General features: G+C 64.9%; 19 protein-coding genes. 7 read left to right on the forward strand and 12 right to left on the reverse strand.

Features of this window, described 5'->3' with window-relative positions:
* Positions 1 to 126: 126 nt before the first annotated feature.
* The 4 genes from WS68_RS23460 to WS68_RS23475 all read left to right on the forward strand — a co-directional run bounded on the left by WS68_RS23460 (position 127) and on the right by WS68_RS23475 (position 5,350).
* Positions 127 to 636, forward strand: a complete 510-nt coding sequence (locus tag WS68_RS23460; RefSeq protein ID WP_059573027.1) for a sigma-70 family RNA polymerase sigma factor — start codon at positions 127 to 129, stop codon at positions 634 to 636.
* Positions 633 to 1,631, forward strand: a complete 999-nt coding sequence (locus WS68_RS23465; protein ID WP_059573028.1) for a FecR domain-containing protein — start codon at positions 633 to 635, stop codon at positions 1,629 to 1,631. The genes WS68_RS23460 and WS68_RS23465 overlap by 4 nt, the downstream gene beginning before the upstream one ends.
* Positions 1,632 to 1,995: 364 nt before the next feature.
* Positions 1,996 to 4,461, forward strand: a complete 2,466-nt coding sequence (locus tag WS68_RS23470; protein ID WP_059573159.1) for a TonB-dependent siderophore receptor — start codon at positions 1,996 to 1,998, stop codon at positions 4,459 to 4,461.
* 97 nt (positions 4,462 to 4,558) lie between these two features.
* Positions 4,559 to 5,350, forward strand: a complete 792-nt coding sequence (locus WS68_RS23475; protein ID WP_059573160.1) for a hypothetical protein — start codon at positions 4,559 to 4,561, stop codon at positions 5,348 to 5,350.
* Between the two features lie 249 nt (positions 5,351 to 5,599).
* Here the strand turns inward: WS68_RS23475 and WS68_RS23480 are convergent, their stop codons facing one another.
* From WS68_RS23480 to WS68_RS26765, 5 genes are all read right to left on the reverse strand, one after another.
* Complete coding sequence (locus WS68_RS23480) at positions 5,600 to 6,571, reverse strand: ABC transporter permease (protein ID WP_059573029.1); 972 nt, start codon at positions 6,569 to 6,571, stop codon at positions 5,600 to 5,602.
* A complete protein-coding gene (locus tag WS68_RS23485) occupies positions 6,564 to 7,595 on the reverse strand; it encodes an ABC transporter permease (RefSeq protein ID WP_059573030.1) in 1,032 nt (343 codons plus the stop codon). Before WS68_RS23485 ends, WS68_RS23480 begins: the two co-directional genes overlap by 8 nt.
* Positions 7,592 to 9,235, reverse strand: coding sequence for a sugar ABC transporter ATP-binding protein (locus WS68_RS23490; protein ID WP_059573031.1), 1,644 nt, complete (start codon positions 9,233 to 9,235; stop codon positions 7,592 to 7,594). Before WS68_RS23490 ends, WS68_RS23485 begins: the two co-directional genes overlap by 4 nt.
* A complete protein-coding gene (locus tag WS68_RS23495; protein WP_059573032.1) occupies positions 9,232 to 10,269 on the reverse strand; it encodes a sugar ABC transporter substrate-binding protein in 1,038 nt (345 codons plus the stop codon). Before WS68_RS23495 ends, WS68_RS23490 begins: the two co-directional genes overlap by 4 nt.
* Positions 10,270 to 10,543: 274 nt before the next feature.
* Positions 10,544 to 10,741 carry a hypothetical protein gene (locus WS68_RS26765; RefSeq protein ID WP_082710259.1) on the reverse strand — a complete coding sequence of 66 codons (198 nt, stop codon included), beginning with the start codon at positions 10,739 to 10,741 and terminating at the stop codon, positions 10,544 to 10,546.
* Positions 10,742 to 11,323: 582 nt separating this feature from the next.
* Between WS68_RS26765 and WS68_RS23505 the strand changes: the two genes are divergently transcribed.
* Positions 11,324 to 11,599, forward strand: a complete 276-nt coding sequence (locus WS68_RS23505) for a DUF4148 domain-containing protein (protein WP_059573034.1) — start codon at positions 11,324 to 11,326, stop codon at positions 11,597 to 11,599.
* A gap of 119 nt (positions 11,600 to 11,718) precedes the next feature.
* On the opposite strand, the gene WS68_RS23510 is transcribed toward WS68_RS23505, so the two are convergent.
* The 6 genes from WS68_RS23510 to WS68_RS23535 all read right to left on the reverse strand — a co-directional run bounded on the left by WS68_RS23510 (position 11,719) and on the right by WS68_RS23535 (position 20,330).
* Positions 11,719 to 13,119: a heavy metal sensor histidine kinase gene (locus WS68_RS23510; protein ID WP_059573035.1), complete on the reverse strand. Its 1,401-nt coding sequence runs from the start codon at positions 13,117 to 13,119 to the stop codon at positions 11,719 to 11,721.
* Positions 13,116 to 13,799: a heavy metal response regulator transcription factor IrlR gene (gene irlR, locus WS68_RS23515; RefSeq protein ID WP_059573161.1), complete on the reverse strand. Its 684-nt coding sequence runs from the start codon at positions 13,797 to 13,799 to the stop codon at positions 13,116 to 13,118. The genes WS68_RS23510 and irlR overlap by 4 nt, the downstream gene beginning before the upstream one ends.
* Positions 13,800 to 13,803: 4 nt before the next feature.
* The gene (locus WS68_RS23520; protein ID WP_059573036.1) at positions 13,804 to 17,061 is read right to left on the reverse strand and encodes an efflux RND transporter permease subunit; all 3,258 of its coding nucleotides are present in this window, start codon (positions 17,059 to 17,061) and stop codon (positions 13,804 to 13,806) included.
* 53 nt (positions 17,062 to 17,114) lie between these two features.
* The gene (locus WS68_RS23525) at positions 17,115 to 18,572 is read right to left on the reverse strand and encodes an efflux RND transporter periplasmic adaptor subunit (RefSeq protein WP_059573037.1); all 1,458 of its coding nucleotides are present in this window, start codon (positions 18,570 to 18,572) and stop codon (positions 17,115 to 17,117) included.
* A 10-nt stretch (positions 18,573 to 18,582) separates the two neighbouring features.
* Positions 18,583 to 19,929 carry a TolC family protein gene (locus tag WS68_RS23530; protein ID WP_059573038.1) on the reverse strand — a complete coding sequence of 449 codons (1,347 nt, stop codon included), beginning with the start codon at positions 19,927 to 19,929 and terminating at the stop codon, positions 18,583 to 18,585.
* Between the two features lie 191 nt (positions 19,930 to 20,120).
* On the reverse strand, positions 20,121 to 20,330 hold the full coding sequence (locus WS68_RS23535; protein ID WP_059573039.1) for a hypothetical protein: 210 nt from the start codon (positions 20,328 to 20,330) through the stop codon (positions 20,121 to 20,123).
* A 320-nt stretch (positions 20,331 to 20,650) separates the two neighbouring features.
* Between WS68_RS23535 and WS68_RS23540 the strand changes: the two genes are divergently transcribed.
* Both WS68_RS23540 and WS68_RS23550 read left to right on the forward strand, forming a co-directional pair.
* On the forward strand, positions 20,651 to 21,136 hold the full coding sequence (locus WS68_RS23540) for an aminoacyl-tRNA deacylase (RefSeq protein WP_059573162.1): 486 nt from the start codon (positions 20,651 to 20,653) through the stop codon (positions 21,134 to 21,136).
* Positions 21,137 to 21,533: 397 nt separating this feature from the next.
* The gene (locus WS68_RS23550) at positions 21,534 to 22,925 is read left to right on the forward strand and encodes a sensor histidine kinase (protein ID WP_059573041.1); all 1,392 of its coding nucleotides are present in this window, start codon (positions 21,534 to 21,536) and stop codon (positions 22,923 to 22,925) included.
* A gap of 74 nt (positions 22,926 to 22,999) precedes the next feature.
* On the opposite strand, the gene WS68_RS23555 is transcribed toward WS68_RS23550, so the two are convergent.
* The gene (locus tag WS68_RS23555) at positions 23,000 to 23,494 is read right to left on the reverse strand and encodes an acyl-CoA thioesterase (RefSeq protein WP_059573042.1); all 495 of its coding nucleotides are present in this window, start codon (positions 23,492 to 23,494) and stop codon (positions 23,000 to 23,002) included.
* Between the last annotated feature and the right edge of the window lie 182 nt (positions 23,495 to 23,676).

A 23,676-nucleotide genomic window follows, 5' to 3' on the forward strand; every position in this document is an offset into this window, starting at 1 on the left:
GACCCACCGGAAAAGAAGGTGCGCCGCACAGGCACGAGTTGGTCTCGCGACATGATTGCGATTTCTTATATAATAATCATTCTCATTTACAATTTAACATCCCGGCGCGACGCCGGCATCCTGTCCATGGCAGCCAACCCTTTGCAACTGCAGCACGAAATCGCTGCGCTCTACACCGGTCATCGCGGCTGGCTGCACGGCTGGCTGACGAAAAAGCTCGGCTGCAGCGAGCGGGCCGCCGATCTCGTCCACGACACGTTCATGCGCCTGCTCGCGCGTACCGAGCCGATTAATGCGCTCGAACCGCGCGCATTCTTGACGACAGTCGCGCAGCGCGTGCTGTTCAACTATTGGCGGCGTGAGCGGCTCGAGCGCGCGTATCTCGATGCGCTCGCGCAATGGCCGCAGGACGTGGCGCCGTCGCCGCAGACGCGCGTGATCCTGTTCGAAACGCTCGTCGAGATCGACCGGATGCTCGACACGCTGCCTGCGGCCGTCCGGCAAGCGTTTCTGCTCGCGCAACTCGACGGCATGACGCATGCGCAGATCGCGGCCGAACTGAGCGTGTCGCTTGCGACTGTCAAGCGCTACCTCGTCAAGGCCGGCGCGCAATGCTATTTCGCGATCGCCGCATGAGTGGGCCGCCCGCCGTACCCGCGCATGTAGCGCGACGCGCGGTCGAATGGTGGGTCGAACTCGGCTCGGGCCGGGCGACCGATGTGACGCGCGCGGATCTTGCACGCTGGCGTGAGCAGGACCCCGCGCACGATGCCGCGTGGCGGCATATCGAGGCGGTCAATGGGCGGCTCGATCGCGTCGCCAGCGGATTGAATGCGCAGGCCGTGCGTGCCGCGCTGCTGCCGCCGCCCGCGCAGGCGCGACGCCGTACAGCCGCGAAAACGCTGGTCGCGCTGTCGGTCGCGGGCGGGGCGGCTTGGATGGCCAACAGCTACGCGCCGTGGCGCGTGTGGGTCGCGGACGTGCGCACTGCCGTCGGCGAGCGGCGCACGCTTCATCTTGCCGACGGCACGATCGTCGTCGTCAACACGGATAGCGCGATCGACATCCGTTTCGACGACGCGATGCGCCGCGTGCAACTGGTGCGCGGCGAGATCATGGTGACGAGCGGCCATGACGGCGCCGGCGGCGTGCGCCGTTTGCCGCGTCCGCTGGTGATCGCGACCGTGCACGGTGACGTGCGCCCGGTCGGCACGCGTTTCGCGGTGCGCGACCGGGGCGCGACGACGCGCGTGGACGTATTCGAAGGCGCGGTGCGAATCGCGCCGGCGCGATTTGCCGGCATGGGCCCGGTGATCGCCGCCGGCCAGCGTGCGGATTTCACGCGCGACGCGCTCGCGCGGCCCGCGCAGCCGATCGGCCTGGATGCCGCCGCGTGGGTGAACGGAATGTTCGTCGCGTCGAATCTGCGCCTTGCCGATCTGCTCGCCGAGATCGGCCGCTACTATCGCGGGCGTGTGCGCTGCGACAGCGCGGTCGCGAACCTGCGCGTGTCGGGCACGTATCCGCTCGATGATCCCGACCGCATCCTCGCGACGCTGCGTGCGACGTTGCCGATCGATCTCGACTATTTAACCCGCTATTGGGTGACGGTCGTGCCTGCTCGCGGTTAGGCGATGTGTTTCACATTGCCGAGCGCGCATACGCGGTGCGCATACACGTCAGCATGCGAGGCGGCCGCGTGGCAGTGGCCCGGCGCGTTCGACCTGTGGGCGCGGCGAGCGTGACGGCACGTTGAACGGCTTCCGCAAGACAGGCCGCGCGCGCGTCGTTGGGCCGGCCAGCATGGCTCGATATCGTTTGGTCCGGTAAAAAATTTTCTGCCTGGTCGACTCGATGACGGCCCCAGCGTGAGCTGTTTTCGATGCTCGCGTGACATGGGAGGTGAAGGCTGCATTCCACCCATCGCCAACGAGTCATCGATCATGGATTTATTCTGCAATCGCCACTTTCGGCGTGGCGCCGAGTCCGCGAACCCTGCGCGCCCGCCGGCCGGCCGTGTCGTGCATCCGCCTGGCCGCCGCCGTAAATTTGGCCGCAGCGACGCTGTTTTCGGCGCTGGCCATTTCCGTCGCGGCTCAGGCGGCCGCGGCCGAGCCGTCGGCCGCGTCGTCGCGCATCTACGACATCCCGGCCGGCCCGCTCGAAGCGGCGCTGAACCGCTTCGGCCGCGAGGCGGGCATCCTGCTGGCGTTCCCTGGCGAACTGACTGCCGGGTTGACAAGCCCTGGCCTGCGAGGCCGCGCCGATACGCCGTCAGCGCTCGACCGGCTGTTGACCGGCACTGGCCTCGTCGCCGTCAAACAGCCGCACGGCGGTTATACGCTCGAAAAGCTGCCTGGCGCGGCGGCCGCGCCGTCGGCGGCGGCCCTGGCGGCCGACATGACGCTGCCCACTGTGTCGGTGCGCGGCAGCCAGCCGCATGCCGACAGCTACCGGCCGCCGCGCGAGGCAACCGGGCTGCGCAGCGACGCGCCGCTTTCCGACGTGCCGCAGGCGGTCAATATCGTGCCGCGGCAGGTGCTGCGCGATCAGCGCCCGCGCAATCTCGACGATGCGCTCGCGAACGTCAGCGGCATCACGCAAGGCAACACGCTCGGCAGCACGCAGGACACGGTGATGAAGCGCGGTTTCGGCGACAACCGCGACGGCTCGGTGATGCGCAACGGAATGCCGATCGTTCAGGGCCGCTCGCTGAATGCGACGGCCGACAGCGTCGAGGTGCTGAAAGGTCCGGCATCGCTGCTATACGGGATCATGGACCCTGGCGGCGTGATCAACGTCGTCACCAAGCAGCCGCAGCTAGCGCGCCGTCACGCGATCTGGGCGGGCGGCTCGACATACGGGCACGGCAAGAACGGCGGCGAGATCGGGCTCGACTCGACCGGCGTGCTCGGCGACTCGAAGCTTGCGTATCGGCTGATCGTCGATCAGACCGACGAGTTGTACTGGCGCAACTATGGCGAGCATCGCGAAACGCTCGTCGCGCCGTCTCTCGCCTGGTACGGGCGCGATACGCAGGTCGTGCTGTCTTACGAGTACCGGAGATTTCTGATGCCGTTCGACCGCGGCACCGCGCTCGATCCGCGGACCAACGCGCCGCTTGCGATTTCCAGCCGCACACGGCTCGACGAGCCGTTCAACGATATGCGCGGTGAATCGAATTTGGCGCAGCTCACGGTCGATCACCAACTCGCCCCCGACTGGAACGCGCATTTCGGATACAGCTACAACCGGGAAGTCTATGACGCGAATCAGATCCGCGTGACCGGGGTGGACCCCGTCAAAGGCACGCTGACGCGCAGCAACGATGCGACGCACGGCGCGCGCAGCGTCGACAGCTATGCGATCGCGTATGTCGACGGGCATGTGACGCTCGCGGGCATGCGGCACGATGTGCAGATCGGCGTCGATAGCGAATACCGGCGGATCTATCGCGCCGATCTGCTGCGCCAGCCGATCAAGACACCGTTCAATTACCGAGATCCGGTCTATGGGCGGATTTCGCCGTCGAGCCAGGTGTCCGCGTCGGACAGCGATCAGACCGATACGCTGCACGACCAATCGCTATTTTTTCAGGACAGCGTGCATCTGACCGACAAGTGGATCGTGGTCGGCGGTGCGCGTTTTTTGCGCTACAACCAGGTCGCGGGGCGTGGCCGGCCATTTAACGCGAACACCGACATCTCCGGCACGAAATGGCTGCCGCGGGCGGGCGCCGTCTACAAGTGGAACGACGCGCTGTCGCTGTACGGCAGCTATACGCAATCGCTCAAGCCCACGTCGAAGATCGCGCCGATGGCGGGCGGCTATGTGATCGGCGCGTCGACGCCCCCCGAGCAGGGCACGTCGTGGGAGCTTGGCGCGAAGCTCGACATGAAGAACGGCATGGCCGGCACGCTGGCGCTATTCAACATCGACAAGAAGAACGTGCTCGTTTCGCAATTCAACGACGCGACCGGGCAGACCGACTGGCGGACGTCGGGCCGCGCGCGCTCGCGCGGCGTCGAGTTGGACGTATCGGGGCAACTCGGCGCGCGCTGGAACGTGATGGCGAGCTACGCGTATCTCGATGCGAAGACGACGGAGGACCCTCTGTATGCCGGCAACCGGCTATGGAACGTCGCGCGGCATACCGCGTCGATTACGGCGGCCTACGATGTGGGCACGGTGTTCGGCGGGGACGATCTGCGTCTCGGCGCGTCCGGCCGCTATGTCGGCGCCCGGCCGGGCGATTCGGCCAACAGCTTCACGCTGCCCGCCTATGCGACCGCCGACGCATTTGCGACCTACGGCACGCGCATCGGCAAGCAGAAGCTTCAGCTTCAGCTCAACGTGAAGAATCTGTTCAACCGCACCTACTATCCGTCGAGCGTGAATCGGTATTTCGTGTCGATCGGCGATGCACGGCAGGTGTCGTTGCTGACGACGTTGGAATTTTGAGCGTGGTTTCGCACCGCCGGCGGATGTATTTCGTCATCCCAATCGATCAATGGCACCGCGGGTTGTGAACGGACTGCGCGCCGGACAGAGACAATTCATGAAAAACCGATTCGATCATCGAATGAAGGCACGCCGCACGGTGCTGCGTGCGCTATCGTGCGTGGCGCTGGCATGCGCGGTGGCCGCGCCGGGCGGGACGCACGCCGCTTCGGCGGCCGAAACCGCCCCGGCTGGAGCGCATTGCGCCGCGCCGGGCGCGGGCAAGCGGGTGACGATGCTCGTGCAGCTCGCCGGCCCCAATCTCGCGACCGACCAGCGCGTGAAAACGCATCTGGAGGCGCGCGGCTATAACGTGCGCCTGGTGGACGAGGCGCAACCCGTCGATGCAGCCGCCGACGCCGATCTCGTGGTCATCTCGTCGACGGTGTCGAGCAAACGGGTCGGCAGCGGCTGGCGCGCGCTCGCCAAGCCGCTGCTGACGTGGGAAAACGACATGCTCGACAGCCTCGCGATGACGGGCAAGCGGCACGATGTCGATTTCGGCGCGACAGCCAACGAGCGTTACCTGTGGCTCGTCAACGCGCCACATCCGATTGCGGCAGGACTGCCAGCAGGCAAGATCAACGTCTACGGCAAGCGGATGCCGATGAGCTGGGGCAAGCCGGGACTCGGCGCGACGATCATCGCGACGGTATATGGCGAGCCGGGCAAGGCCGCGATTTTTGCCTACGAGAAGGGCGCGACGATGGACTACGAGTCACTCGCCCCTGAGCGCCGTGTGATGTTCCTGCTGGATAACGACACGTTCGGCAATTTGTCGCCGGAGGGTGTCGCGCTGTTCGATGCCGCGGTCGATTGGGCAGCGGGCGCGCGCTGCCTGATGGAATGATTCCGTGCTCGGCGGCCGCGGCGATCCGGAAAACAATTGCGTAAGCCGATCCGCTTATAAGGTCCGACGCTTGGATTGAATTTTCGCGAAACTTTGCGAAAGCGGCATGCATGCCATGGCCGCGCGGCGGCGCCCGCTTCGTGGCTTGACCCGGTATGCGGCGCGGCGCGCGAGCCGCTGCTTCGACGCGCTTGCTCGCCAGCGCGCGGCGCTTGCCGGCGGGCTGGTCCCGCGCCGCTGCCGCTCCGGTCACGCCGCCTGCTGCGCGTGCCGCTCGCGGCCGAACGCCGAACCTAGTGCCAGCACCGCGAATACGAGCACACCGGCTGCGACTTGCTGCCAATAAAAATTCCAGCCGATCAGCAGCAGCCCGTTTGCGACGAAGCTCATCAGCAGCACGCCGACCATCGTGCCGGCGACATTCGGCCGATGCGTCGCGGACAACGTCGTGCCAATGAAGGCCGCGCCGATCGCATTCAACAGATACGCATTGCCTGCCTGCGGCGCATACGATTTGACCGTCGACGACAACACGAGCCCCGCGACCCCATAGATCAACGCGCTCGCGACGAATACGCCGGCCGTCAGGGCGCCGATGCGCAATCCCGTATAACGGGCGACGCCGGGGTGCGCGCCAAGCGTGCGCGCCTGACGGCCGAACGTTGAGCGTTCGAGCGCAAGATGGAGCGCGATCGCAAGCGCCGCGACGATCCACAGCGGCAGCGCGACGCCGGCGAACGCGCCGTGCGCGAGCGCGCCGAATGCGCTCGGCGGCGCGGTGCTCAACAGGTAGATCGGTTGCCCGCCGCCGGTCGCGAGCTGCTGGATCGTCTGGCCGATGAACAGCGTGCCGAGCGTGGCAAGAAACGGCGCGATGCCGAGGCGGGTGACGAGCAGCGCGTTGAGCGTCCCGACGGCGAGCGCCGCGCCCAGCCCGGCGAACGCGGCGCTCGTGAAACCGGCATGATGCGCGAGCGCCGATACGCACACGAGGCTCGCGACATCGACCGCCGTGCCGAGCGATAGATCGATCGCGCCGATCGACAGCGCGAGTGTCACGCCGAGCGCGGCGATCGCCAGCAATGCGAAATTATTGACGAGCACGCGCTCGGCGTTCGCGAGCGTCGCGAATCCGGGCGCCGCGAACGCGAAGAATGCGAGCACCGCGGCGAGCGCGCCGACGGCGGCGAAGCGCTGCAGGCGATCGGCGAGATCATGCATCGAACGGTCCCTCCGATTGGCGCCGGCGCAGCAGCGCGACGGCCGCAACGACGCAAAGAATCAGCGCGCCCTCGATGCCGCTGACCCAATAGCTCGATACGTTGTTCAACTGAAAGCCGTTCGCGAGCATGCCGACGAACAGCACCGCGACGAGCGTGCCGGGGATCGTCGGCACGAGCCGGCGCGAGAATACGACGCCGAGCAGCACCGCCGCGACGACCGGCAGCAGATTGTCACCCGCGCCGGGTGCGCTGCCGCTTAGCAGCGCGCACGATACCAGGGCGGCGAGCGCGGCCGACAAGCCGCTGGCCAGATAGCTCGATGCCACGTAGCGATCGACGTCGACACCCACGGCGAGTGCTGCCGTGCGGTGCGCGCCGACTGCATGGAGCGTCAATCCGTAACGCGTTCGATGGACGAGAACGGCGAGCGCCGCCGCGCCGGTCATCAGCACATAGGCGAGCCACGGCAGGCCAAACGGGCCACTGCCGAGCAGCGCGGCCGCGAGCGGGCTCGTACTTGGAACGGGCGTGTTTTCAGTCAGAACGAGTTCGAGGCCCGCGCAGATGTTCATGGTCGTCAGTGTCGCGAGCAGCGGCAGGATGCGCAACGATGTGACCGCCCAGGCGTTCAATGCGCCGATCGCCACGCCAGCCGCGCAGGTGGCGGCGAATGCGGCGGCATCGCCGTAACCGTTGCGCGTGAGCACGGCGAATACGGCTGAGCACCAGCCGAGATTCGCGGCGATCGACAGATCCAGGCCGCCTTTGATCGCATCCGCGCCGCCGCCGATCATCACGATCGTCAGCCCAAACGCGAGCAATCCGGTCACGACGCTTTGCTGCAGCACGTTGCCGAGGTTCGCGATGCTCAGGAACAACGGCGAGCTGGCGGACAAGCCGACGAAGACCAGGGCGAGCGTCAGCCACGCGGCGCTTTGCAACGCGATGCGGCGGCTCAGGCCGCGATGGCTACGGCGGGGTGCGGCGGCGCGGGACGAGCCGAGCTTGAATGTGTCGCTCATGCCGTCGCACCGTTGGCTGGGGGCGCAGCATCCGAGTACCGTGCGGCTTCATCCGGCCTGCCGCCGGCATCGCGGCGCGCGGTTCGCGTCAGCGTTGCCCATCCGAGTATGTCCTGCGTGGTCGTTTGTAACGACGCGCGCTCGGCAACGATCTGGCCGCGCGCCATCACATAAACGCGGTCGGTTATGTCGAGCAACTCGGTCAGGTCGGTCGTGAACAGCAGCACCGCCGCGCCCGCACGGGCGAGTTCGTCGATCAGCCGGTAGATCTGCGCTTTCGCGCCGACGTCCACACCAAGCGTCGGCTCGTCGAGCAGGTAGACCGACGATGCGCGGCCGAGCCATTTCGCGAGTGCGACTTTTTGCTGGTTGCCGCCGGACAGGAAGCGGGTGGGCCAATCGGCGCGAGCCGGACGGATGTCGAGCCGGCGGATCAACGTCTCGGCTGCCTGGGCGGCGCTGCGCTCGCGCACGAAGCCGAAACGGGACACGCGCGGCAGGCTGGCAAGCACGATGTTTTCGCGAACCGGCAGCGTGCCTGCGACACCATGCGCAATGCGGTTTTCCGGCACGAGTGCGATGCCGTGCGCGAGCGCGTCGGGCGGCCGGCGCACCTTCGCGGGCCGGCCGTCGACCGTGAGTTCGCCGCGCATGCCGCGTTCGAGGCCGAACAAGGCGCGGATCACCTCTTTGCCGCCGGAGCCCAGCACGCCGGTCAGCCCGACGACTTCGCCGCGATGCACGGTGAAAGACAGGGGGCCGAAACGACCGGGCAGCGTCAGGCCGCGTGCGTCGAGCGCGAGCCCGCTCGGCACGCGCGGCACGATCGGCTGCTTGGCCGCATTGTGGCACCGAACGGGGCCCGCCGATGGTGTGCCGAGCATCGCGGCGACAAGTACGTCGTGCGATGTGGCGCGCGCGTCGAGATGCGCGACGTCGACCCCGTCGCGCAATACGCTCACGTGATCGCAAATGCGGGGGATCTCGTCGAGATAATGCGATACGTAAAGAATCGTGAGGCCGTCATCGCGCAGCCGCTCGATCGTTTTCAGCAGCCGGTCGATCTCGCCCGATACGAGCGCGGCAGTGGGTTCGTCGAACACGAGAATCTCGCTGCGCCGCAACAGTGCATTCGTGATCTGCACGATCTGCTGCTCGGCGACAGACAGCTCGCCGATCAGGCGATCGGGTGGCAGATCGATGCCGAACTGCTCATGTAATACCGCGCGGCTCTCGCGGCGCATTCTGCGCACGTCGAGCGGCAGCAGCTGGCTGAGCCGCGATCGGCCGCTCAGCATCGTCGGCGGGTGCGGGAAGAACAGCGCCTCGGCAACCGTGAACGTCGCGGGCAGCAACCGTTCCTGATGGATGAAACCGATGCTTGCCGCCTGCGTGCGCGCACGCGCGCCACGGCGAACCGCAAGCGGCGCGCCGCCGACGAGAATGCTGCCTTGGTCCGGCGCGTGAAGGCCGGCGAGGATTTTGATGAGCGTGGATTTGCCCGCGCCGTTCTGGCCGATCAACCCATGCACGGTGCCGCGCCGCACCGCGAGCGATACGCCGCGCAGCGCGGCTACGCCGCCGAAGCTTTTGCTGACGCGCGATACGTCGAGCGCGAGCGGAGCCGGGGCCGACGTCATCGCCGGGCAGCCTCGGCGCTGGCCGGCACCTGCCCGGGCGCGCGTTGCACGGCGTTTGCATTATCCTTGGTCACGAGCACCGATGGCACGAACGTATACGCGGGCAACGACCGGTCACCGGCGAGATAACGCGCGACGTTGCGCACGGCGGTCCGGCCGATCAGCGCTGGCTGCTGCGCAACGACGGCCGCCGCGCTCGATTTCGGATTCCTGACGAGCGTGATCGCATCGGGGCTGCCGTCGACGCCATACGTGCGGATTTCATGGCGGCCCGCGGCGTCGACGGCCTGCGTCGCGCCAATCTGCGGAATGTCCCACGCAGCCCAGATCGCCGCGACCGAGCCCTTCGGATATTTCTGCAGCAACTGGCTGATCTGCGCGTAGGCGTTTTGCGCGGTATTCGGGATCACGTCGCGCAATTCGGGCTCGATGATCTTCACCTTCGGATACCACTTGAGCACGGCCTTCAATTGATCGTAACGGATCGTGCATACCGGCACGCCGTAAAAGCCGTTGAAGACGAGAATATTGCCTTCGCCGCGAATGTCGTTGACGAGCTGCAGCGCGAGCTGCGAGCCGATCACGAAGTTGTCCGACGTGACGACATTCAAGCTGGACGGCGATGCAGTGTCGATCGTGAAGAGTGGAATGCCCGCCTGCCGGATTTTTTTCAGCCACGGCTCGAGCACCGAGACGGTGCCGAGCTGTTCGATGATCGCATCGGGTTTTTGCGCGATCAATGTTTGAATTTGGGCGATCTGACGGCTGTCGTTGCGTCCCGCGTCGAGCGCGATCGGCGTGCCGCCGAGGCGTTTTACTTCATCGACCGCGCCTTGATACGCTTGCAGATCCCAATAGTGATCGGTGCCGGCGGCCGTGATGCCGATCCGCTTGCCAGCGAGCGTAACGCGTGCGGTATCGGCGCTGTCTGGCGCGCCCGCCTGCGCAAAACCGGCGATCAGGCCTGCCGTGAGCACGGCGGTACGCAGCAAGGCGGGCAGCAGGCGGGCGAACGGCGAGGGCGGCTTGGCCATGTTTCGACGAAATCCGGTAGCAGACGTTGAGACGAGCTAAGCATTTTGTGCAAGCGTCTCGCCGAATGGAACGATGGATTCGTGCTTTCTTTATCGATTATCGGCAATTGCGCGGGCGATCCGTTCTTCGCGGATGCGGGCGAGGCCGGTACGATTTAGCGGCTCAGCCGCTTGTACGCGCGCGTATCAGCCTCTGAATGGGCCGCTGTATCGCGGTATTGGCCGCTGCGCGGCGGGTTCGAGGCAGCTGCGCGTGCGTTGCGTGCGCGTGCCGTCAGCGTTGCTCGCGCGGAAAAATGCATGGTTGCATTTTCACGTACATATTCTGATTGACGCACGCGCGGCCCGCATAGTCGACGGTAGCGGGCGTCGACTTGTTGGAGAGCATCGTGCCGTCCCGATGTTTGCCGGATAGCGGCGCGCAGGCCGCCAGTGCGATGCTCGCCGCGATGACGATGGTCGACGTTTTCATCGTGGTCTCTTGCTCGGTTTGGATCGATGCATCGATATTGCGGGCAGGCCCTCTACGCGAGCATGAGCGCGACATGACAAAATTGTCGGCGAATGGCGAATGGCGAATGGCGAATGGCGATGCGCAACGCAGCGCGCCGGCTTCTCGCACGATGGCGGGACGGTAAGCCGCTTGCCGGCCCGTTCGTGCCATCCATTGCCATGGGCATGGCGCGCCGTGCTTCAACCCGGTCTCACATGGCATGCCCGCTATCGCACGGCAAATCAAAAAAAAATGCCGGACAGCGTGAAGCTGTCCGGCACAGACGGCGTGCAGCATTTGGGGGAATGCCGCGCGCCTCGCGTGTTCTGGGGGAACACAATGACTCGCTTGAATCTCCTCGTCGTCGTGTGTGGTATGGATGGGTAGGACGAATCATAGCGAGCGGACAAAGCGCGAAGCTGACGCGAACATGAAATTTCTGTCATTCATGCCGAATGCTTCATGACGAAATTCTCATCCAGCGTTCATCTTGGCGTGTTGACCGTTCTTCATAGTGGAGGCGCTGTCACTTGACAGCTTCTACTTGATGGAGAACGAACTATGAAGACGAAAACGATTGTTGCAGGAAGCGTGGCGATTGCGTTGTCGATGCTGGTGTCCACGCAGGCCGCATGGGCGCAGAGCAAGACGCGGGCCGAGGTCAAACAGGAGCTGGTCCAGGCTCAACACGAAGGCATCGTGCCCGCGGGCAAGAACGATTACCCGCCGAGCAATGCGCTCGTCAAGCGAAACCAAGCGACGCATGCGGTTTCCGTGCATGGCGGCAAGCCGAGTGCGACGCTTGATGAGCATGACAAGCAAGCCGCCGGGCGCTGATCCGGCGCGCCGCTCGCTTGCTTGCGGCCAGCCGGCGCGCGACGCGCGTGTCTCGGATTCGCGGCTGCGATACCGAACCGCGCGTACCGCGCCGATCGCGCGGCCGGACCGTGCATCACTCACGCTGAGCGCGGATTGGCCGGGAATTTCAACCAGAAGGTCGTGCGCACGTGCGGCTCGCTGTCGACGCCGCACGTGCCGCCGTGGTCTTGCATGATCGAACGGACGATCGCGAGCCCGAGCCCCGTGCCTGAAGCCGAATTGTGCCGGGCGGGATCGACGCGATAGAAGCGCTCGAAGATATGTTCGCGATGCTGCGGTTCGATGCCGCGGCCGGTGTCCGAGACGCTGACCGTCGTGAAGTCGGCCGTCTGCTGGCATTCGATGGTGATCGTCGAGCCATGCGGCGCGTGATTCAGCGCGTTGCTGAGCAGATTGCTGAGCGCGCGGTGATAGAGCAGCGGGTCCGCCTGCACGCATGCCTGTCCGCGCACCACGACGCTGACCATCGCATCTTCCGCGACCGCCTCGTAATACCCCGCAACGCGTTCGGCCTCCTCGGCCGCATCGAGCGTGCGGATGGCCAGATTGCTTTCCGCGTTGTCCGAGCGCGCGAGGAAAAGCATGTCCTCGATCATCCTCGACAGACGGCGATACTCGTCGATGCTCGATTCAATCACGCTGCGGTATTCGTCCGCTGTGCGCGGCTTGGACAGCGCGACTTGCGCTTCGGCTAACAGGTTCGTCAGCGGCGTGCGCATGTCGTGCGCGAGGTTCGATGAAAATTGGCTCAGGCGTGCGAACGAATCGTTAAGACGCGCGATCATCTCATTGAACGCGTGCTCCATTTCCTTCAATTCGCCTGACGTATCGAGCGCCGGCAACGGCTGCGCAAGGCGGCTCGTCGACATCTGCTCGGCGCGCGCGGCGAGCTGGCGCAGCGGGCTCAGGCCGAGCATCGCGATGCCGTAAGCGAGCGCTGCGGTCAGCATGACGCCGAGCACTTCGATCAGCACGACGGTATACGCATACGCGCGCAGCAGGGCGCGATCGTTTTTGCCGTCGTATTGGACGACGACGCTGACCGTGCGGTTGTCGGCATGGCGTAGCGGCACATTGGCGCCGAGATAGTGCAACATCAGGCCGGGCGACGACGATCCGCTCGTTGCCGGCGATGACGGCCAGGCCGTGCGCAGCGAGGCGGCAACGAAGCCGCGCGTGCTGAACAGCTTGCGGCCGTCGGCGTCGATGATCGCCATGTCCAGGTTCTGATGCCCGTGCAATTGATCAGTCCACAGGGCTGCGTTGAGCGCGATGTCATTGATGCCGCCGATGTCTACAAGATGCGTGCGAATTGCATCGAGCGTCGCGGCCATCTCATGCGCCGACGTGCTTTCGATGCGATTGCGCAGCGCACCATACAGTGCGATGCCGCTCAGCGCGAGCGTTGCCGATGTCGCGAGGATGATCAGCGCCGTCATCCGGGCGCGCAGCGTGCGAGGCATGATGCGTCTGATCATCGGCCCGCGGCGCTCCTGTCTTCGAGCACATAGCCCATCCCGCGCACTGTATGAATCAGCTTGGGTTCGTATGCATCGTCGATTTTCGCGCGCAGCCGGCGGATGGCCGCGTCGACGACATTCGTATCGCTGTTGAAATTCATGTCCCACACCTGCGAGGCGATCGTCGCACGCGGCAGAATTTCGCCTTCGCGCCGCATCAGCAGCCACAGCAGCGCGAATTCCTTCGCCGTCAGCAGTACGACGTCACCCTGGCGGGTTGCCTTACGCCGTGTAAGGTCGAGTTCGAGATCGGCGATCCTCATGATCGTCGATTCGCGCCCCTGGCCGCGGCGCAGGATCGAGCGCACGCGCGCGACCAGCTCGACGAAATCGAACGGCTTGACGAGATAATCGTCCGCGCCGAGTTCGAGTCCTTTTACACGGTCGCCGACATCGTCGCGCGCGGTCAGGAACAGCACCGGCGTCAAGCGCTCGCGGCGTAACTTTTCCAGCACGGTCCAGCCGTCCTGGCCGGGCAGCATCACGTCGAGAATGATGAGATCGTAGTCTTCCGTCTGCGCTTGATGCAGCCCGGTTACGCCGTCGTCGACCCAATCGGCGACGAACCCGGCCTCCGTCAGTCCCTTGCTTAGATAGATGCCGGTCTTCGGCTCGTCTTCGACGATCAGTATTCGCATGATTTCACCTCGATGATTCGCGTTGACGGCGCGGCGACACGGCGGCCGCAAGCCGCCCGGCACGCCCGCCGAGCACCGTGCGCAGCGATATGGTATGCGCTACGCGATAGAGTACCGGTAAAACGAGCAACGTTAGCGCAGTCGATGACAAAATACCGCCGATCACGACTGTCGCGAGCGGGCGCTGGACCTCGGCGCCCGTGCCGGTCGCGAACGCCATCGGCAGGAATCCCAACGATGCGACGAGCGCCGTCATCAGCACGGGGCGCAGGCGGGTCAGCGCGCCTTCGCGCACGGCCGCGTCGAGCGGCATGCCTTGTTCGCGCAAATTACGGATGAATGCGATCATGACGAGCCCGTTGAGCACCGCGACGCCCGACAGGGCGATGAAGCCGACGGCCGCCGTGATCGACAGCGGAATGCCGCGCAGCCACAACGACATGACGCCGCCCGTCAGCGCGAACGGAATGCCGGTGAACACCAGCAGCCCGTCCTTGACGTTGTTGAACATCGCGAACAGCAGCACGAACACCATCAGCAGCGCCACCGGCACGACAATCTTCAGCCGCTCGCTCGCGCTTTGCAACTGTTCGAACTGGCCGCCCCACGTAATCCAATAGCCAGGCGGGATCGGCACCTCGGCGCGCAGCTTGGCCTGCGCGTCGGCGACGAACGAGCCGACATCGCGGCCTCGCACGTTCGCGCTGACGACGATCCGCCGCTTGCCGTCTTCGCGGCTGATCTGGTTCGGGCCTGGTGCGAGCGTGATCGTCGCGATTTCCGACAGCGGCACGAACCCGGCGCCGGGCGGCGTATTGGCGGCCGCCGGGCCACTTGCCTGCGTGAGCGGGAATGCCACGGGCGCGGCGGCTGCCGCCGGCAGCGCGATCGGCAGCCGCTTGATTGCGTCCAGGTCCGAGCGCAGCTCTTCGGGCAGGCGCACGACGATGTCGAAGCGCCGGTCGCCCTGGAACAGCGTGCTCGCGGCCTTGCCGCCGATCGCGGCCGAGATCGTGGCCTGCGCGTCGGCAATGTTGATGCCATAGCGCGCGAGCTTGCCGCGATCGAGCTGGATCGTCAGTACCGGCAGGCCGGTGGTCTGCTCGACCTTGACCTCGGCTGCGCCAGGCACTTGCTGCAGTGCGTCGGCGATGCGTTTCGCGCTCGAGTCGAGCACGGCCATGTCGTCGCCGAACAGTTTTACCGCGACGTCGCTGCGCACGCCTGAAATCAGCTCGTTGAAGCGAAGCTGGATCGGCTGCGAGAATTCGTACACATTGCCTGGAATCTTGTCGAGTTCGGCCTCGATTTGCGCGCGCAGCACGTCACGCGGCTTGGCCGGATCGGGCCAATCCTTCGTGGGCTTGAGCATGATGTACGCATCGGACTGGTTCGGCGGCATCAAATCGGTCGCAACCTCGGCGGTGCCGGTGCGTGCGAAGATACGTTCGATTTCGGGGATGCGCGCCTTCAGCGTGGCTTCGATCTGCCGCTGCATGTCGAGCGACTGCGTGAGGCTCGTGCCGGGAATGCGCAGCGCGGACACCGAGAAATCCCCTTCGTTCAGGCTTGGAATGAATTCGCTGCCGAGCCTCGAGGCCACCAGCGCGGTTGCGACCACCACGACGCCGGTGCCGATCAGCACGCGCCGGGTATATCGCAGGCAATAGTCGAGCACCGGGCCGTACAGCCGGCGCGCCCAGGTCATCAGCCGGTTTTCCTTTTCCTCGACCTTCTCGCCGATGAGCACGGCGACCGCGGCCGGAATGAACGTGACAGTCAGCACCATTGCGGCGGCGAGCGCGAGCACGACGGTCGTCGCCATCGGATGAAACATCTTCCCCTCGACACCTGACAGCGCAAAGATCGGCAAATAGACGACCATGATGATGATCTGCCCGAAGATGAGCGCGCGGCGCGCTTCCTGCGACGCCGCATAGACCTCGGTGAAACGCTCGTCGCGCGTGAGCGGCCTGCCGAGCGCGGCTTGCGCATGGGACAGGCGCCGCACGCAGTTCTCGACGATCACGACCGCGCCGTCGATGATGATCCCGAAATCGAGCGCGCCTAGGCTCATCAGGTTCGCGCTGACTTTGGCGTTGACCATGCCGGTGAACGTCATCAGCATCGCGAGCGGAATCACGAGCGCGGTGATCAACGCCGCGCGCAGGTTGCCGAGAAACAGAAACAGGATCGCGATCACGAACAGCGCGCCTTCGAGCAGGTTCTTCTTGACAGTCGCGACGGCCTTGTCGACGAGCACCGTGCGGTCGTACACGGCGATCGCGCGCACGCCGGGTGGCAGCGACCGGTTCACGTCCTCCATTCGTTTCGAAACCGCTTTCGCCACTGTCCGGCTGTTTTCGCCGATCAGCATGAACACGGTGCCGAGCACGACTTCGCGGCCGTTTTCGGTGGCCGCGCCCGTGCGCAGCTCGCGGCCGATCTCGACGCGCCCGATATCCTGCATGCGCACTGGCACGCCGCCCACATTGGTCAGCACGATGTTCGCGAGATCGTCGAGCGAGCGCGCCTGGCCCGGTACGCGCACCAGGTATTGCTCGCCGCGCTTTTCGATGTAACCGGCGCCGACGTTGTCATTGTTCGCCTGAACCGCGCGCATCACATCCGATAGCGACAATCCATACGACATCAGCTTGGCCGGATCGGGGGCGATCTGATATTCCTTCACGTAGCCGCCGATCGAGTTTACCTCGGTCACGCCGGGCACGTTGCGCAGCTGCATCCGGACCACCCAGTCCTGCAATTCGCGCAGATCGGTTGGCGTGTAGCGGGTGCCGTCGGGCTTTCGCGCATTCGCGTCGGCCTCGATCGTCCACATATAGATCTCGCCCAGCCCGGTCGACGTCGGGCCCATGGTCGGCGTGACGCCTTCCGGCAAACGGTCCTTCGCCTGCTGCAATCGTTCATTGACGAGCTGGCGCGCGAAATAGATGTCGGTGCCGTCCTTGAAGATCACGGTGATCTGCGAGATGCCGTAGCGCGAGATCGAACGCGTTTGCTCGAGATGCGGAAGGCCCGCCATGGCCGTCTCGAGCGGGTAGGTGACGCGTTGCTCGACTTCGAGCGGCGAATAGCCGGCAGCAGGCGTGTTGATTTGCACCTGAACGTTGGTGATGTCGGGCACGGCGTCGATCGGCAGCCGCTGGTAGCTGTATGCGCCGAGCGCGGCGAGACCGAGCACCGCCAGCAAAACGAGCCAGCGGTGCGCGATGGAAAAGCGAATCAGGCGTTCGAACATGAGGGGAAATCCAATGCGATGAATTCACGGACGGCCGCGCGGGCGGGCGCGGCTCAGTCGTCGGCCGCGCTTTTTTCGAGATCGGCCTTCAGCACAAAGCTGTTCGCCGCCGCGTAACGCTGGCCTGCGGCCAGGCCGCCTACGATTTCAGTGCGTTTGCCGTCGCGGCGGCCGATTTCGACAGGCTGCGCGACGAAGCCGCGCTTCGATTCGACGAATACGGTCGGCTGACCGTCGACGGTTTGCAGCGCGTCAGTCTCGACCGCGACGGGCACCGTTTGCGCGCCCGCATCGACTGCCACGTTGACGAACATGCCGGGACGCCACGCGCTGCCCGGATTCGGCAGCACGACGCGCGCGGGGGCGGTGCGGGTCTGCGCGCCGAGCAGGGCGCCCACGTATGCAATCTGACCACGCGCCTGCGATTCGAACGCGGCTGCACTCACAGTCGCTTGCTTGCCGACGCGCACGTCGCCGAGCCGCTGCGGCGGCACGGCCATCTCGGCCCAAACCGTTGACAGATCGGCCAGCACGAACAGATTTGCCTCGGCGCTCACCGCTTCGCCGGGCGCGACATGTTTCTCGACGATCGTGCCGGCAAACGGGGCGCGCAATTCATAGCGATTGAGCGCGCCGGAGGCCGGCGCATTGATCGCCGACAACTTCTGCTGGGCGTTCTGCACGGCGATTTCCGCCTCGCGAAGCTGCACCTGAGCGGCCTGATAATCCTGCTCGGCCGAGATACGCTCCTCCCACAGTTTCTTCTCGCGCTCGTAGACCTGCCGTGCGCCAGTCAGCCGCTTTTGCGCGGTGAGCAGCTCGCTGCGCCGGTCGGACAAATCGGTGCTCGCGATCACCGCCAGCACCTGGCCCTTCGACACCTGCTCGCCGACCGACACCCCGACTCGCTCGACGACGCCCGCCACGCGAGGCACGATATGCGCGGTGCGGTCTTCGTTGAACTTGATTTCTCCGGGAAGCTGGAAACTGTCGACGATCTGCGCGGGGCCGGCTTGCGCGACGCCGATCCGGGCTGCGCCGATTTGTTCGCCGGTCAGCGCGATCGCGCCATCGGTTCGTGAGAACGCAAACGTCGCGACCATGCCGTCGGCTTTTACCTCGATCGCAGCGTCGAAGACGTGCGGCTTGGCGATCGCCGCCTCGGACGTGAAGCGCGCGGCGGACTGCGTGAAGCGCAGCGCGATGCGGCTGCCGTCGTAGCGCGTCAACGTGCCGGAAACGGCGGCGCCGGTTGCGACAGGCTTGCCGTCGACGAGAGGGACGACGACCAGGCGTGCGTCACCCGGTTTTTCCGACAGCTGGATGTTTGCCGCCAGCCGGCCTTGCGTGAGCACGACCCCGCCATCTTGGCCGGGTTGCGCGCCGCGTGTGTCGGGTGCCGTGCCTGGGCCGGGCGCGGCCGGTTGGGACGGGGCGCGAGCGATTGCCACAACGATGGCGAGCGCGCAAGCGGCGAGTGCCGCGGAGAGAATCAGGTTCTTGCGTCGCATGGCGAAAATTTCAAGGAAGTTGGGCTAGAGGGCGGGACGGGGCCGGCATCGGTGCGCCGACCAGTCGGTCGAGATCCGTTCGGGCTTGTTGAGCGTCGGCGAGCGCCTGCACGTAGCGCGACTGCTCGGCGAACAGTGTGCGCTGGGCGTCGAGCACGTCGAGAAAGCCGAACTTGCCGAGCTGATAGCCGCGCGACATCGCGTCGAGCGCTTGCCGCGCGGCGGGCAGCACTTCGTCTTTCAAACGCCGGGCCTGCGCTGTTGCGCGTTCGTAATTCGCATACGCCTGCGTCAGCTCGAGCCGCAGCCGCGCGCGCTCGCTATCGAAATCGGCATCGGCTTTCTTGGCCCGGTGCACCGCTTCGAGCAGCGCGCCCCGGTTGGTGTCGAACAGCGGCAGCGGAATCGACACGCCGACGACGGCCTGGTTATACGGCGAACCGGCCGCGACGACACGCTTGAACCCCGCACTGACGGTAATGTCAGGAATACGCTTGGCCTGCTCAATCGCGATTCGCGCGTTGTTGCGCTGCATGTCGGCTTTTGCCGCGCGCGTGAGCGGCGCGTCGTCGAGCAGGGCGAGCAACTCGCTCAGCGGCTCGACGTCGGGCACGGTTTCGAGATCTCCGGTTGCGGTGCGGCCGCGCACGTCCGCGCTGCCGGTTACGTTGACCAGCCGGGCAAGCGCTGCTGCCGTTTGCGTTTGTGCGCTCATCAGCTCGATCTGCGCTCCTGCTTGTGCGACACGCGCCTTGGTTGCCTCGACCGGCGACACCTTGCCCGCGCGGGCGCGCTTGTCGGCCAGCTCGGCGGAGCGGGCGGCGATCGTCGCGGATTCCTCCGCGACTTGCTGTTGCCGCTGCGCCGCCAGGAGTCCGTAGAACGCGCTTGTCACGTCGGCTCGCAGCGCCGCCGTGCGGACGTCGAGCGAGGCGAGCGCGTATTCGCGGCCATATGACGCGGCGTCGAGCCGCGAGCGGCGCTTGCCGCCAAGCTCGATCGTCTGGCTGATCATGCCGGTGGTAGTGCGCTCCCGCGCGCCGAAGCCTTCCTGCAGCACCGATACGCTGGGATTCGGCCGCGCGCCGGCCTGGATCAGCGTGCCGACCGACGCATCTGCTTCGGCGCGCGCACTGCGCAGCAGCGGATTGTTCGCGGCGGCGAGACTGAGCGCGTCGTCAAGCGACAGCGCACGGGGTGCGGCAGCCGATGGGGAGGTGGGCGGCCCTTCGTCGGATGGCGCGGCAGTGGCGGGCGAGACGGGCGCGACCGGAGGCGAAACGGGTTGGGCGAATGCCCAGGCCGTTGGCGCCACGATCGCGACCGACAAGGCCGCGGCGAGAATACGCTTGAGCATGGTCGATCGTGTCCTGGAGAAACGCGATCGATGCTACGGACGTGGTGCAATGCAAACATGAGATGAACATGATATTTCCGTCATGTTTGCCGGCGGCGAGGCGTGCGCCCATGCGAAAGAGGCGGCCCGTATGGGCCGCCGTTTGCAAGGCGATGCAACGACGATACAAGCGCGATCGGTCGATTTGCCGATCAATCCGCCGGCTGCGCGGGCGCGTCGTCTGCTGCCCGGCAGCTCGGCGCTTCGCAGTTGGACGAGGGGGCGTCGGGGCTCGGTGCGGGCGTTTCGCTGCGAACCGACTTGTGCTCCTTGAACACGCGCTCGGGCATGCCGTGCGCAAACGCGGAACCCGATGCTGCCGCGAGCATGGCCGCGGCGGCGACGAAGGCAAGAGGTTTCATGAGTTTGTCGCTCCTTGGTGACCCTGGCTCAGGGAATGGCTTCAGTCTGACGCGCGCGCGAAGCGTGGCGATGACCGCAACATGAAAAATCGACCACAAACTGCGCTCCAGAGCACCCAATCATCGGCCGGACCCGTGCCAGTGTGTTGGCTGGGAAGCCTTTCATCCGCGCACGCAGCCGGCGAACGAAAAAGGGATCGGAGCCGGGTTGAGGCTGTCGACGTTGCCGTTATTCATGCCGGCGAATGCGACCTATGCTGGAAATATTGCGCGTATGGGGCCGCCGCAAGATGCGGCGCTTTTTTCAGACGAGGTGTGCGATGTCAATGTCGACCAAGTTGCAGGACTGCTTGCGCGAAAAAGCTTCGCGCTACGAAATCATTTATCACCCGTACAGCTATTCGAATATGGAAGCGGCGTCGGCCGCGCATATTCCCGGCGACCGGCTCGCTAAGACAGTCCTGCTGGAGGACGAGGACGGCTATGTCGCCGCGGTGCTGCCGGCGACGCATGCGATACGGCTGTCCGAGCTTTGGACCCGCACCGGGCGTCATCTGGTGCTCGCGAAGGAAAGCGAGTTGCGAGCGCTTTTCAACGATTGCGATTGGGGCGCGGTGCCGCCCGTGTGCATGGCATACGGTATGCAGACTTTCCTCGACGAAAGCCTCGCGCGGCAGCCGGATATTTATTTCGAAGCAGGCGATCATCGGGAATTGATCCATATGGAGCGCGACGAATTTCTCGCGTTAATGGACAAGGCCGAGCGTGCGAACTTCGCGCATAGAATCCGGCATGTGGCGGGATGAGCGTCGCATTCGCGGCGGCAGGTGCTTCGTCATCCGAATGGAATGGCGCGCGCACCGGCCATGTATGCAACCGGTTGCGGCAGGTGGTCGTGCCGTAGCACGCCGCGCGCCGGTTATCCGCGCCAGCGCATGGTTCGATGCATATCGGTGCCGCTGGGCATCGAATCCGGATCAGCGAACCGGACGGCACGGTAATCACTCTAGCGCGACCTGTCATATACTCGATCCGATTTGAAATTCGTTTCGGCGCCGGCGCCGGCAACGTTTGCCCGTCAGGGACTTGTGATCACACGCAAGCCCGCGGAGCATGACGGCGCGAATGGGCGCCCAAGGCATCTTCTTGGCCGGATGCGTTTCGACCCACGACGAAAAACCAGCAAAAACGGAACCGAGCTGCATGTATTCGATCTTGCCAGCGTTTGTGTCTGCGCTCTTTCTCGGATTTGGCGCCTATGTGTGGCTGACCGACGGCATGACACGGCGATCGATGCCGTTCGTGCTGATGTGCATGGCGACGTTCGCATGGCAGGGAAGCTGGTCGTTTTTGTTCCAGACTACCCAGCCGGACATTGCCGCCGCGCTGGTGAAGATCGGCTATGTGTTCATTCTGTTTTTGCCGACGACGTTCTATCACTTCATGACGGAAGTGGTCGGCAAGCGCGATGAACGTCCGTTGCTGCTCGCTTCGTATGGCTTGTGCGTGATTCTAGTGGTGTTGCTGCTGACAGGCGACGAAGTCGTCGACGGCTTTCGCCGCTATGCTTTCGGCGATTATCCGAAAGCCGGGCGCTTGCATCCCGTGCATGTCCTGCAAACGATGGCGCTCGCCGTGCGCAGTGCATGGCTGCTGATCGGCGCGCGGCGCGCGGCGCGCACGCGCGATCAGCGCAGGCTCTTCAATCTTTGCTTGCTCAGCTTGAGTCTGTATTCGCTCGCCGCGATCGACTATGCCGTCAACTATGGTTATCCATTCTATCCGCCTGGCGTCATCTTCATCGCGATCAGCCTCGGCATACTCGCGGTGACGATCGTGCGTTACCGGCTGATGCGGCCGTTTCTGGTGGCGGCAACCGTCGCGCACGAGGTCGCGACGCCGCTCGCGGCGATCGGCATGTACGGCGAGGAACTGGGCAGTGCGCTGCCGGCGTTGCTCAGCGGATATCAGCTTGCGGTGAAGCACCAGCTCGTCGACGGCGATTTCGAACCGGGGCAGCTCGAGCGTCTGCCCTCGCTGGTCGCCGCGATTCGCCGGCAGGTCGACAGCACGCACGCGATGGTGGAAATGTCTCTTGCGATGTTTACGATCAACCGCGTGGACCGCCGTACCTTCGCTTCACATTCGATCCGGCATTGTATCGATACGGCGCTTGCCAGCTATCCGTTTTCCGCAGGCGAGCGCGAGCGCATCCATGTGATGCCGATCGACCCGCAACTGCGCTTCTTCGGCTCGGATTCGTTGATGCTGTTCGTCGTATTCAATCTGCTGAAGAACGCGTTGCATGCAACGACGGGCGCAAAGGGCAGCCGCGTCGAGATCAGCGCCGAGCGCGCGGGCGGATATTGCGCGTTGCGCATTTGCGATACGGGGCCCGGCATCGCGGCCGACGTGCTGCCTCATATCTTCGATCCGTTTTTCTCCACTAAATCGCACGGCCGCGGTGCCGGGCTTGGATTGGCGTTCTGCCGCCGTGTATGCGAGGTGTTCGGCGGCAATATTTCATGCGAATCGATACCGGGATCGCCGACCACCTTCACGCTCAAATTGCCGGAACCACAGACGGCGGCATGATCGGGGTTCGTGCGATCCCGCATCATCCAGCCCGGCGCGAGAGCGCCGGGCTGGACGATGCCAGCCGGAGCCGGTTAGTTATCGAATGACGGCAGGCTCAATTCATATTCCTTGACTCGTTCCAGCACGCCTGCCGGGAAGCGTCGAATGCGCTTGTCCGGCCCCGCGAACAGGATTTGTTGGTAGCCGAGCGAAACGGGACGCCCATCCACGTAGAAACGGAACAGCAGGTAGGCCGAGCATTGCCTGATTTGGAAGGTATTCAAATAGCAGTCGACGCGCTGAAACGGAAACGTCTCCTGCACGTATTCCTGGTGCGCGCGCTTCGTGATGAATGTGCCGCCGGCGGCCAGCAGATTGCCGTCGACGCATTCGTGAAACCAGCGCTCACGGCATATACCTTGCCATTCAAAGTATCGGGAGAAGTAGGTATTCATGAATGCATTGGAATCCTTCAGGTAAATATCGATAACATGATGAAACGTCTTGCGCGTCGTCGTCTGGATTTCCGACGACAGCAGCGCGGTGTGACGAAACAGGGCTTGAGGGATGATGTCTTTGGACAACATGAAATGCTCCTGAGGAACGGCTGCTTGCGGCAGCGGCGCACGCCTTCGAGATGAGGGCATGTCCTATTTTGAATTCGCGGCACGCAGAGGTGGTCCGGGCCGCTTGAGCCGTATTCCGGGATTTTGAAGCGCAATGTCCGGAGAAATCAGGCTGCGGGGTTTGCCTAGACCGCGCAGCCGGC

Source organism: Burkholderia sp. TSV86 (assembly GCF_001522865.1).
GTDB lineage: Bacteria > Pseudomonadota > Gammaproteobacteria > Burkholderiales > Burkholderiaceae > Burkholderia.